Annotated in this window: 9 protein-coding genes; 2 read left to right on the forward strand and 7 right to left on the reverse strand. The window is 29.7% G+C overall.

Translation table 11 applies throughout. The features are described 5' to 3' along the window. Positions 1-105: 105 nt before the first annotated feature. The 5 genes from QMG30_RS13925 to QMG30_RS13945 form a co-directional block, all read right to left on the reverse strand. Positions 106-1131, reverse strand: coding sequence for a sugar ABC transporter substrate-binding protein (locus tag QMG30_RS13925; protein WP_281816333.1), 1026 nt, complete (start codon positions 1129-1131; stop codon positions 106-108). A gap of 188 nt (positions 1132-1319) precedes the next feature. Continuing rightward, a complete protein-coding gene (locus QMG30_RS13930; RefSeq protein WP_281816334.1) occupies positions 1320-2390 on the reverse strand; it encodes a D-xylose ABC transporter substrate-binding protein in 1071 nt (356 codons plus the stop codon). A gap of 22 nt (positions 2391-2412) precedes the next feature. After that, the gene (locus QMG30_RS13935; RefSeq protein WP_281816335.1) at positions 2413-3996 is read right to left on the reverse strand and encodes a response regulator; all 1584 of its coding nucleotides are present in this window, start codon (positions 3994-3996) and stop codon (positions 2413-2415) included. 1 nt (position 3997) lies between these two features. After that, positions 3998-5533 carry a sensor histidine kinase gene (locus tag QMG30_RS13940; RefSeq protein ID WP_281816337.1) on the reverse strand — a complete coding sequence of 512 codons (1536 nt, stop codon included), beginning with the start codon at positions 5531-5533 and terminating at the stop codon, positions 3998-4000. Continuing rightward, positions 5530-6558, reverse strand: coding sequence for a substrate-binding domain-containing protein (locus QMG30_RS13945; RefSeq protein ID WP_281816339.1), 1029 nt, complete (start codon positions 6556-6558; stop codon positions 5530-5532). The genes QMG30_RS13940 and QMG30_RS13945 overlap by 4 nt, the downstream gene beginning before the upstream one ends. Positions 6559-7097: 539 nt before the next feature. Here QMG30_RS13945 and QMG30_RS13950 point away from each other — a divergent pair. Further along, entirely contained in the window at positions 7098-7376 is a 279-nt protein-coding gene (locus QMG30_RS13950) for an ArsR/SmtB family transcription factor (protein WP_281816341.1), read from the forward strand. 123 nt (positions 7377-7499) lie between these two features. Here QMG30_RS13950 and serS read toward each other — a convergent pair whose 3' ends face one another. Continuing rightward, positions 7500-8771, reverse strand: coding sequence for a serine--tRNA ligase (gene serS / locus QMG30_RS13955; protein ID WP_281816342.1), 1272 nt, complete (start codon positions 8769-8771; stop codon positions 7500-7502). Between the two features lie 350 nt (positions 8772-9121). After that, positions 9122-10183: an HD-GYP domain-containing protein gene (locus tag QMG30_RS13960; RefSeq protein WP_281816344.1), complete on the reverse strand. Its 1062-nt coding sequence runs from the start codon at positions 10181-10183 to the stop codon at positions 9122-9124. 975 nt (positions 10184-11158) lie between these two features. On the opposite strand from QMG30_RS13960, the gene adhE reads away from it, so the two are divergent. Beyond that, positions 11159-13774 (forward strand): bifunctional acetaldehyde-CoA/alcohol dehydrogenase, encoded by a 2616-nt coding sequence (gene adhE, locus QMG30_RS13965; protein ID WP_281816347.1) that lies wholly within the window; start codon positions 11159-11161, stop codon positions 13772-13774. The last annotated feature ends 96 nt before the right edge of the window (positions 13775-13870 follow it).

Consider the following 13870-nt stretch of genomic DNA (forward strand, 5'->3'; position numbering starts at 1 on the left):
CCGCCTTTCATCACTAAAATTTTGAAGGAGAAGAAATAATCCATCTCTTCTCCGAATTTATACTGTTATACCATCAAAAACTCTTATATCATCAACTATAATATATTAATCTCTATATACATCTTCTTTTTCCAAGTAACCGCTATCTATTAGTAATTCATCTATATTATCTTTATCAACTGCATATGGAGTTAATAAAATAGATGGAACGTCAACTGATGCATTATTAACAGTTTGATTAGCTTTTTCTAATTCTTCACCTTTAACTAATGCTACTGCTGCTTTTACAGCTTCTTCTCCTAATAATCTTGTATCTTTAAATATAGTCATTGTTTGTGTACCTTCAACAATTCTAATTGCTCCTGCAAGTTCAGCATCTTGTCCTGTAATAGGTACTTCTCCAGCAAGTCCTTGTGCCGCTAAAGCTTGAACTGCTCCACCAGCAGTACCATCGTTAGGAGCTAATATAGCATCTACTTTATTATTATTAGCTGTAAGAGCATTCTCAACAATCTTTAAAGCATTTTCTGGCTTCCAGTCATCAACAGGCTGGTCTACTAAAACTTTGATTTTTCCACTATCCACAAGTGGCTGAATGTATTTCATAGCACCTTCTTTGAATAATGTTGCATTGTTGTCTGTTGGTGCACCTGCCATTAGGAAATAATTTCCTTCTGGAACTAAATCTGTAATATATTTACCTTGTAATTCTCCAACTTTAACATTGTCGAATGATATATATACATCTATGTTTTCTGTATTCATTATTAATCGGTCGTAAGAAATTACTTTGATACCTTCTTTGCTTGCTTCATCAACAATTGAAGCTGCTGCTGATGCATCTTGAGGAGCAACTATTAGAGCATCTACTCCTTGAGCTATAAGGTTCTTTGCTTGTGAATCTTGTTGTGATAAATCATTATTAGCCACTTGGACTTTTAATTCTACCCCTAATTCTTTTGCTACTGCTTCCATTTTCTCTTTATCTCTTACCCATCTTTCTTCCTGTTGTGTTGGAAGTGATAGACCTATAACGATTTTGTCATCCTTCTTAGCTGAACAACCTGCAAATAATGAAGTTAACATTGTAAGCCCTATAATAAGTGACATCATCTTTAATTTTTTTCTCATAATATCCCTCCGTTTAATTTTATAATTACTTTATAAGGTGCTTTCCTTATCTACATACATTGTAATAAAAAAGAGCCCTAAAGGCTCTAGAATAAATTATTAATAACTTACTTATTTTAACTTGTTATTTTTAATGAGTTTAACATATAGTACAATTTTAATATTAAATTATTCCATCATATATTAAATTAATCTTTCCACTCGCTATCCGGTATATTTCTATATATATCTTCTTTTATATGAAAACCATCTCTTATGATAGTTTCTTCAATATTATCCTTAGTTACAGGTATAACATCATATTTGATGTACTTGACATAATATGTTCCATCATCTATAAGTGTATCGTTTTCAATTATTTTTCCTTGTGCTATTTTAAAAGCTATTTCAGCTGCTGCTTCAGCTAGAATTTTAATAGGTTTATATACTGTCATAAGTTGAGTTCCTTCAACAATTCTCTGACATGCGGATAAATCTGCATCATGTCCCACCACCGCAACATCTCCTGCAATTCTATTTTCCGCTAATGCTTCAATTGCCCCTTCTGCTAAACGGTCATTAGCAGCGATAATACCATCAATTTGTTTTCCTTCTGACAAAGTTTCTTCAATACATGAATATGCTACCTCTTCTCTCCAATCTTCAGCCCATACTTCTTTTATTATATCAATATCACCTTTTTCCACATAAGGTTTCAATGTATCTATAGTTCCCTTATTGAACATTTTACTATTATTATCTTTACTTGAACCATTGATAATAACATAGTTTCCCTTTGGAACTGCCTGTAACACACTTTCGGCCATATATTGTCCTACTTTTTCATTATCAAAGGATACATAATAATCTACATCTGCATTTACTATCAATCTATCATAAGATATTACTTTTATCCCTTTCTTCCTAGCAGACTTAATAACTTCAGTTATACCATTTTTATCATATGGAATGATAACTAGAACATCTACATCTTGGTCAATCAAGTACCTAATTTGTTTTATCTGAGTATCATTATCTTCATTAGCATTGAGAACCAATACTTCAGCACCTAATTCTTTAGCTTTAGCCACGAATATATTTCTATCTCTCTGCCATCTTTCAATAACGAGTGAATCTATAGATAATCCTATTTTAATAGTATCATCTTCAACTTTTTTGTCTTCTTTGGAGTTAATATTAAGAACTATTATTGTACCTACAATAATAATCAATAAACTAACAATTACTATTATGACCTTTAATTTCTTGTTTACTGACATAAAGTATTACCCCCTATACTTTTTATAAGTCTTTCTGATATTCTGTAGGCGATATACCAACAATTTTCTTAAATAACCTACTAAAGTAATTTGGATCATTATATCCTACTTCATAACAAATCTGTTTGATTGTTTTATTAGAATTCTTTATAAGAGACTTGGATTTTTTAATACGAATTTTCGTCAAGTATTCTATAAAATTATACCCTGTCTCTTCTTTAAATAACCTGCTGAAATATTGAGGACTTATACTTATAACTTTTGAAACCTCCTCTAAAGTGATTTCGTTACTATAATGTTTATCAATATAATCTTTTGCATCCATAATTAATTTGCTTACTTTATTTTGCTTATATTCTTCTACCATTTTTATAATATGCTTTGTTCTTTTTATAGCCCATCTTTGGATTTTTTCTTCTTCTAGATTAATTATTTCTTGAAGATATGAAGAATAATCAATATATATATCTGATGGGATATTCATGTTATAGGCCATCTGATATATAAGTACAATTAATTCTATCATCTTACTCTTTCTATTGATAGGTATTAATTTTGATATATTATCAAATATTTTGTTAAGCAATAATAGTGCTTCCTCTTTATTTGCGTTTTCAATGCTATTTAACAATCTATTGCATTGTTCATTATATTTATCAAGAGAATTGTCTTTTACCTCTTTTACATCCATTATATGAACCACATGTTCGCCGCTATTGTCTCTAAGAGCTTTCAAAGCTTCTTCATAAGAATTATGTAGGTATTCAATTTGACTATAGCCTCCGATACCTATAAAGAATTCTACATCTGTATTTTTCATAGACTTTTTTGCAATATCTTCAGCCATTCCGATGGCATCAAGTCTTTGCTTATATTCGTCTTCGTGTTCTTTTGTTGCTACAAAAACAATGATCCTATTGATAATTGTAGGACCTATAAGGCATTTACATCTATATTTCAACATATCTCTAATGCCTGGATAGAATTTCTGACTTTTTACACTAGAACCAATTTTATTAGTCAGAGATGCCGCTTTTTCACCTTCTCCGAATTCTATGATCATTATATAACCACCATTATCCCCTAGATCAAATAAATCTCTATATCTCTTTACTTCTTCCCCAAATTCTTTATCCATTAATATAGAGTATATGAATCCACTTTCAAGTATTGGTAGTATGTTTTGTAATTTTTCTATATTTTCTAACTCTCTTTTTCTCTTTTTTTCCTTCTCCGATAAATCATCAATAATATTGTTTAATGTATCTATAAGTTTATATCTATTTATTGGTTTTAGAATATATTCCTTGACTCCTAAGTTAACTGCTTCTTTTGCAAATTCAAATTGTTCATAGGCAGATAAAATAACAAACTGAACACTACTATTCCTTTCTTTTATCTCTTTAATTGCATCAATACCATTAATCCCTGGCATTCTTATATCCATAAAAACTATATCAGGATTAAGTTTACTAGCTTTTTCTATGGCCTCCCTACCATTTCTTGCACTATCAATCACTTGAACATTATCAAAATTCTTGTTAACAATAAATTTTACAGCATTTACAACTATCTGCTCATCATCAACCACTAATAGTTTATACATATCAACGAATCTCCTCACCCTCTGTTAGAATATCTTTGTTTTTGAAAGGTATGTTAATAATTATCTTAGTACCCATACCTTTTTCACTTATTATTTGTACAATGTCTTTTCTTCCAAAGTAGAGATGTAACCTGTGAATAACATTTCCAAGTCCTATACCTGTAGTATGCCCCTTTTTAGCTTTTTGTAGAACTTTAGATTGAGTAGTGACTTTCAACACCTTTTCTATATCCTGTCTACTCATGCCTACACCATTATCTTCTATAATTATTTGCCCATAACCTTCTTCCTTCCTAGTAACTATTCGCACTTTCCCACCATCTTCTAAATCACCAACTCCATGAATACATGCATTTTCGACTAAAGGCTGTAGAATCAATGGAGGCATAAATAAACCAGAAATATCATTGTCAATACTGAATTCAAAATCAATAAAATCCCCAAAACGCACTTTTAGTAATTCAGAATATGATTTTATATTTTCTATTTCTTCTTTCAATGTTACTGGATTGTCCAACTTTTTAATATTATACCTAAATAGAGCAGACATATTCTCTAAAAAATTACTAGTCGTATCAGCACCCTCCATCATTGCTAGTTGAACTCCTGCATTCAGAGTATTAAATAAGAAATGTGGATTTATTTGTGATTGAAGTGCTTGTAATTCAGCATTGTTCAAAAGATTTTTCATCTTTAGATTTTGAAGTTCCTGATCCATAAGTTTGGCTTCCATTTGTGCAGTATTCCTAAGTTGCTTAATATATTCTTTGATATTAGATTTCATTTTATTAAAAGCTACCGCCATTACTTTAATTTCATCATTAGTAGGTACGATTACTTCATCTATATCAAAATTTCCTTTAGCTATCTCTTCTGCATTATGTGATAATTTTATTATGGGTTCTGTCATCTTGTAAGTCGTAGAATAAATAATTAGAATAGTTAATATTATAACATCTAAAATCAATATAATATTTAGTTGCTGTAAAATCTTTAATTTCTCTTTTATATTTAGATAATCTTTAGTATTTCTATTGAATTCATTGAAATTAACTTTGTTGATATATTCATCGATGTACCTTTCTAGTTTAGTCGTAGTAGTATATACTGATAGATATTCGTCTATATTACGTCCTCTTTTTGCAGCTATTCCTTTATCTGCCTCGTCTAGATATGTTTCTATCATATATGCAATATCTTTTATTAATAATCTATTTTCGTCATAGGACAATCCTTTATTGATATCCTTTGATTTTTCTCTTAATTCATCACTATATCTAAGATAATTATTGAGGCTATCAGAATGCTTAGTCGATAGATAATTATTGAGATTGGTATTTACTTTAGTAACGGTTTCAGACAAATCTGTAAGGACAACTCCATAAACAAACATGGATTCCATCTTTTTCATAAATTTACTCGACATTATGAATGTAAAGATACTGACTATACTTATTAATAAAATGGTAACTAAAAAATAAACTATCATCTTCCTACGAATAGTATTCAAACTGAATAATCTATCTATTATTTTCAAATATCATCACCTTCTTTACTTTGTCTCTCTTGGGTATACTCATCAATATTATCTTTAGTAATAATATTAACACCAGTATCGTAAAAAGATGATGTTGTTCCATTTGTCATAACATCCAATATGGCCTCTATACTTTTATATCCTATATCATAAGGATTATCAACTATAGATGCATAAATGACATGCTTATCTATATATTTAAGTAATTCTTCGCTATCTCCATAACCGATTATAGAAATATCTCCTACTTTGTTAAGATCTACAATAACCTGAGCTACCCCTATGGTGTCTTTAATACTGCTACAAAAAATCGCGCTAATATCTGGATAGCTGTTTATTATTCTATTAATGATTTCTTCCGCTCCTAATAATCCCAACTTAGATTCTTCAACTTTCTTGATTTCCATATCATCATATTGATTAATAATATCTTTGAACCCAGATAGAATAAGATTCTTAGATGTTTCCAGATAATTATTTTCTTGAATATTGTCAAGAATGATAGCTATATCCCCTTTACTATTGATTGCATTACTAACCAATCTTCCTGCTTTTTTTCCGATCTCAAAAGAATTGGAACCTACATAACTCTGTCTTCTACTAGTGGGTACATCTTCAAAAACGGTTATAACAGGTATCCCCATATCAACAGCATGATTAATTGCTTCTTTTATCTTATCATTATCTGTAACTTGTAAGATAATTCCATCAACTTTTGATGCGATAGCTATATTAATATTATCCAATTGTTCATCTACATCTTCTTTTTTTACATTATTAACCTCTAATGCTACTTTCATCTTATGACTAGCATCATTAAGTCCATTCAGAAACGCCTCACCTGACATGCTATCCATTTCATTAGATATAACCATAAGATGATATTTTGGTACATCTTTCTCATTAGTTATTATGTTCTTACTATTGTAATCGAAGTCCTTCATATATAAGAATGAAAGAAATAGACTAAATATTAATACTAAACTCAATATACCCGTTACTATACTTAGAATAACTTTTCTCATTTTTGTCCATCCTTCTTGATAGTCTATTAAAATATGTTTACCTATCATAATTATAGCATATCCTTAACATTGCTTGTAAATAGCACTTTTTTGATTTATTTTCTAAATAATATTAAAATAATACTATTATATTAGTGCCAAATTGAAAATTAAACAATACTATTACCAATTACATAAAAAGAAAAACCATTATATCCAAGTTATACTCCTAGATAATACTTCTTATCATTAGCACATATTGATACTTCTATATTAATATACTTAAAATTAGAACTATCTTATGATATAATAAAGCGACTAGATATTGTAAAGATTGAGAGAAAATAAAAGAATAACTTTGCTATAATTAAATTATTACACTTAAAATTAATAGCTTACGCTAGATAATGAACTTTTTATACATGATTGATTATACTATTCTGTAGAAATTAATACATTTTTTAATCTATATATTTACATAAATAACTATATTTGCTAAAATGTATATATGATTGATTTAAAACGCTAAGGGCAAGGACTTAATAGGGGGATAATATTATATGGAAGATATAAATAAATATTATGAAGCAGCTGAGATTTTAAAAGTATTAGGTCATCCTACCAGACTATGTATTGTTAATGGTTTAATTAGGAATAAAGGATGCAATGTATCTTTTATGCAAAGTTGTTTAAAGATACCTCAATCAACAGTATCACAACATATTTCCAAATTAAAATCTGCAGGAATTATTGTTGGTGAGCGTAAAGGACTAGAAATCACTTACAAAGTAGTTAATCAGATGGCTATAGACCTCGTTACATCACTTTTCAATGATTAGATTACATATTCTACTGATACGCATTAAGCAGGGCTTAATTATAATATTTTATACATTAACATTTTAGTCTATTAGCAAATGAAAATGTATTATAATTAAGCCCTGTTTGTATATTATCTTCAACTATTTAATTATTTCTAAGTCACCCATATATCTTCTAAGCACTTCAGGAATAATAATACTTCCATCTTCTTGTTGACAATTTTCAAGGATAGCAGCTGTAGCCCTACCAGCAGCCACACCACTTCCGTTTAATGTATGAATGAATTTAGCTTTATCTTTAATATTATCTTTATATTTAATGTTAGCTCTTCTAGCTTGGAATGTTTCAAAATTACTACAGCTCGAAATTTCTACATATCTATTATAACTTGGCATCCACACTTCAATATCATATTTCATAGCCGCTGTAAATCCAAGATCTCCCATACATATCTTAACTACTCTATAAGGAATGTTTAATAGTTGTAATACTTCTTCTGCATCTCTTGTAAGACATTCAAGTTCCTTATATGATTCTTCTGGTTTCACGAATTTAACCAATTCAACTTTGTTAAATTGATGTTGTCTAATCAATCCTCTGGTATCACGTCCTGCTGAACCAGCTTCTGCTCTAAAACATGCTGTATAAGCACAATGTTTTATAGGTAATTTAGATCCATCAAGTATTTGTTCTCTATACATATTAGTTACTGGAACTTCAGCTGTTGGAACTAGGAAATAATCTGTACCTTCAACCTTAAAAGCATCCTCTTCAAATTTAGGTAACTGTCCTGTTCCGATCATACTTTTTCTATGAACCATAAAAGGTGGAAAAACTTCTGTATAACCATGTTTATCAACATGTAAATCTAGCATAAAGTTAATTATTGCTCTTTCTAATCTTGCTCCCAAACCTTTGTATATAGTGAATCTAGCACCTGTTACTTTACCAGCTGTTTCTGGGTCTAAGATATCAAGGTCACTACCGATATCCCAATGTGCTTTTGGTTCAAACCCAAAATCTCTTACCTCTCCCCATTTTCTTATTTCTACATTGTCTTCATCCGTATCACCTTGTGGTACTGTTTCATTAGGGATATTAGGGATAGTTAACATAAAATTATATAAATCAGAATCAACCTTCTTAACTTCTACATCTATTTCTTTAATCTTAGTAGAAAGCTCTTTCATCTCGATTAAGATTTCTTTTACATCTTTGCCTTCTTTTTTCATAGCTGGTATTTGCTTTGATACTACATTCTGCTTATTCTTTAATTGTTCAACTTCCTGCAATAATTCTCTTCTTTTGCTATCAAGCTCTTTAAATAAATCTAGATTGAACTCTTCTTTTCTGTTAGCCAATGCTTTTTTTACTTCGTCAAAATTATTTCTTAACATTTTAATATCTAACATTTTTTTCACTCCTTTTTGAAATAAACTTTAAAGAGGCGACGCCTCGTAAAACTTTACTATTAAATAAAAATACAAAAAAACCCTTCGCCCGTTAATGGGACGAAAGGATATCCGCGTTGCCACCCAAATTATTGCATGTTACTGCAATCTCTTTGTTAGTAATATAAAGGCTACCAACCTCTAACTCTTCGTTAGGTACTAAGGAAGTGGAGGGATTATTTCGTTCTGTCAGTTCTCACCAATCCTGACTCTCTGAAAAAACTACCTTAATCTTAGCTTCCATCATGGTACTAATCACTATTTAATTTATTATAATATATATTATGTCTCTTTTCAACTAAAAAATCAATCTATATTTCATAAGTATCTACAATAAAAACTTTTTTATTCTCAAGTAGATCAACTTCTACCCATTCGTCATATTTTCCATCTTCGTCTTCTAAAACTCTTATTACAGGTCTTGCTGGAAAACCATTATTTTGTCTTAAAACAATTCCCTTTTTACCTTCATTAGTTATAATACCCATTCCAGAAGGATACACAGCAATATATTTAATGAATTCATCTACCAAATGTTCATCAAATAATCTTCCTTTGTTAGCAACAAGATATTCAATGACCTCATATATTTTGTATGCCTCTCTATAAGGTTTTTCTGTCACCATAGAATCAAAAACATTACATATTGTAATAATTTTAGTTGCACTATTAATTTTATTTCCACTCCACCCAAAGGGATATCCAGAACCGTCAATATTTTCATGATGTGTCAGTATAATAACTTTTGATATAGAACTTATCCATGATGCTTCGCATATAGCTTCATATCCATAAATTACATGTTGCTTTACAATTTCAAATTCTTTTACATTAAGTTTACCTGGTTTATTTAGAATTTCTTCCGGTATAAGAACCTTACCTAGATCATGTAACAGAGCTCCTATGGCTATATCTCTTACTCTGTTTTTGTTAATGCCCAACTTGATTGACAATAATACCGCCAAAGCACAAACGTTAACTGAATGTGCATATGTATATTCGTCTTTCCGTCTGATATCTACTAAATTAACAATTATATTCCTTTGCGATAACACATCTTCAACTATATCTTGCGCGGCTGAAACAATATTCGTTAATTCTAAATGCCCTTGAGTACTATAGTTTTCTAGAACTTTTTTAACTTCCTTTTTACAGTTTTCTCGTGTCTTTTCTTCTATAAAATCTTTTAATTCGACACCTTCTGACAATTCATCTTCTATATATATATAATTTACTCCTAGCTCTTTTAATCGGATTATATAAGATTTCTTAATATGAATCCCTTTAGATAAAAGAAAGCTACCATTTAAAGAATAAACAGGCCGTGCTACTCTTTCGTTACCTTTTAAATTGTCTATCATCACTCTTCTCATTAAATCCCACCTATAAAACAGCTAAACTCTTTTATTATTTACCTATAAAAATCAATAAAATCATAATTTAAGTATAACAAATTCAATATTAATAAAATCGATCTTTACAGTTGATATAATCATATCATTTTTTTATAGTATCTTCAATTAAAATTGAAATAAATGAATAAAAAGACTTATTATGGAAATCATTATTAATGTACCATTTATTTACAATGTTTGATTTATGAGGATTTTGGTTTAGGAAATAAGCCTCAATAAATATGGTACATCATCTAATACCCCCCTCAACCTGCGTTTTATTCCCCCCCTGAAACGCAGGTTATTTTTATATTAGGAATTAATACCTATTTCGTTAATTATAGTTTACTTTTTGTATATAAAATAGTTCTTATTTCTTAAGCTTTTTACCTCTCTTTCCCACTTTTTGATTATATATGATAAACCTATAATATATAAAAACATGTCAAAAATAATATTCAATTATTACATTTTTTAATAATATTATGTCTTTTATTTTTATCTAATTTTTAAATCCATACTTAATAAAATTAATATTACTCTTTACAATAGTTTAGTTATCAAAGAGTTTTCTTAATAGCATATAATTGTTATAAATTTAACTATTTTTAAATATATTTTATAGTTTATGTAAATCAAAATGCATCTATATATTATAATGCAATAGCATTAATTTATATACATTACATAAATATAATTATTTTATATGTGCAAAATGCCTATGTGTATACTGTATTTATAGTTAAAATGTACACTATGTTTTGTTAAAATTTTTATTTGATATTGACAAAAGATTATCAAATTGTTATTATATCAGTGTAATATTTTTTTGAAATACATTGTTAATTATTTAACGTTTAAACATTGAAAATCAATTTAATAACGCGACTCAAATCGCATTATAATATCAAAATAGGGAAAACTAATATATGAATTTATTTAGGAGGTTAAAGTATGGCAAACACAAAAGTAACTAAAACTAGTGAAAAACCAAGTATTAATGTACCAAAAATGATTGATGAATTAGTAGAAAAGGCTACAGTAGCATTAGATGAATACTTAAAACTCGATCAAGAAACAGTAGATAACATTGTTAAAGAAATGTCACTTGCAGGATTAGATAAACACATGTATCTAGCAAAATTAGCTGTCGATGAAACTGGCAGAGGAGTATATGAAGACAAAATAACAAAAAATATTTTTGCTACAGAATATATTTACCATAGTATTAAATATGAAAAAACAGTAGGAATCATTAGTAATAATAAAGAAGAAGATTATATGGAAGTTGCTGAACCAGTTGGTGTTGTTGCTGGTGTAACACCTGTCACTAATCCAACTTCAACTACATTATTTAAAGCAATAATCTCAGCAAAAACAAGAAATCCTATTATTTTCGCTTTCCATCCATCAGCTCAAAAATGTTCTTCTGAGGCAGCAAGAATAGTTAGAGATGCAGCTATTAAAGCTGGTGCACCAGAAAACTGTATCCAATGGATAGAAACTCCATCATTAGAAGCAACTAATACATTAATGAATCATCCTGGAGTTGCTTTAGTTCTTGCTACAGGTGGATCTGGAATGGTTAAATCAGCTTATTCAACAGGTAAACCTGCTCTTGGTGTAGGACCTGGTAACGTACCTTGCTTCATAGAAAAAACTGCTGATGTTAAAAGAGCTTCTACAGATTTAATTCTATCTAAAGCTTTTGATAACGGTATGATTTGTGCATCTGAACAAGGAGCAATCATTGAAGAACCTGTATACAAACAAGTTACAGATTATATGAAACAACAAAATTGTTATTTCTCTACAAAAGAAGAAACTAAACGACTAGAAGGTGTTGTTATTAACCTTGAAAAAGGCGCTGTTAATCCAGCAATAGTTGGTAAATCACCTTACGAGATAGCAAAACTCGCTAATATAAATATACCAGAAGATACAAAAATCTTATGTTGTGAAATAGATGGAGTCGGACATGAATATCCATTATCAAAAGAAAAATTATCTCCTGTATTAGCTATTATAAAAGCCAAAAATGCAAAAGAAGGAATTGAGTTATGTGAAAAGATGGTAGAGATAGGTGGTCTTGGTCACTCATCAGTTATTCATTCAAATGATGACGAAGTAATTAAACAATTCTCTTCAAGATTGAAGACAGGACGTATTATCATTAACTCTCCTTCTACTCACGGAGCAATTGGTGATATATATAATACAAACATGCCATCACTTACATTAGGTTGTGGTTCTTACGGTAAAAACTCAACAACATCAAATGTTACAGCAGTTAATCTAATTAATAAGAAAAGAGTGGCGAATAGAAGAGTGAATATGCAATGGTTTAAAATTCCTGAAAAAATATACTTTGAACCAGGTGCAGTACAATATTTAAGTAAAATGCCTAATATAACAAAAGCTTTTATTGTAACTGACCCATATATGGTTAAATTCGGATATGTTGATAAAATACTTTATCATCTTAGAAATAGAAATGATAATATTCACTGTGAACTATTTACTGAGGTAGAACCTGATCCATCTATTGAAACAGTTAAAAAAGGTGCTGAAATGATGGAAAAATTCGATCCTGATGTAATTATTGCTTTAGGTGGTGGTTCAGCAATGGATGCTGCAAAAGGAATGTGGTTATTCTACGAACATCCAGAAGCTAATTTCAGTGATATGGCACTTAAATTCATGGATATTAGGAAACGTATTTACAAGTTCCCACCAATGGGTGTTAAATCTAAGTTTGTTGCAATACCTACAACATCCGGTACAGGTTCAGAAGTAACTTCATTCGCTGTTATTACTGATAAAGAAAAAGGTATTAAATACCCTCTTGCAGATTATGAATTAACACCAGATGTTGCAATAATAGATCCAGATTTCGTTATGTCAGTACCTGCTGGTGTAACTGCAAACACTGGTCTCGATGTATTGACACATGCATTAGAAGCTTATGTCTCTGTTCTAGCTTCTGATTACACTGATGCACTTGCATTAAAAGCCGCAGAATTAGTATTTGAATATTTACCAAGAGCTTACAAAAATGGTAATGATGCTGTAGCTAGAGAAAAGATGCATAACGCTTCATGTATGGCTGGTATGGCATTTACAAATGCATTCCTAGGTGTAAACCACTCATTAGCTCATAAATTAGGTGGAGAATTCCATATACCTCATGGTGCAGCTAACGCATTATTATTACCATTCATAATTGAATATAATGGAAGCACTACACCAAGTAAATTTGCTTCATTCCCTAAATATGAGAAATTTATAGCACCAGAAAAATATGCTGAAGTAGCTAAACATCTTGGTTTACCTTGTAAAACACCAGAAGAAGGAGTTAAATCATTAGCTAACGCAGTTAGAAAACTTATGAAAGAACTTAATGTAAAAACTACAATAAAAGACTTTGGAGTAGATGAAAAAGAATTCTTAAATAGAGTTGATTATCTAGCAGATAGAGCTTTTGAAGATCAATGTACAACAGCTAATCCAAGATTACCTTTAGTAAAGGAACTTGTTGATTTATATAAAAAAGCTTACTACGGAAAATAAAATATAATGTAAATGATTAACAAAAAAGAAGGGTCTGCCATTTCCCTTCTTTTTTGTTACCATTTTTTATCTTTTCACTACTCTTATATATAAAAA

The organism is Vallitalea longa (assembly GCF_027923465.1).
GTDB lineage: Bacteria > Bacillota > Clostridia > Lachnospirales > Vallitaleaceae > Vallitalea > Vallitalea longa.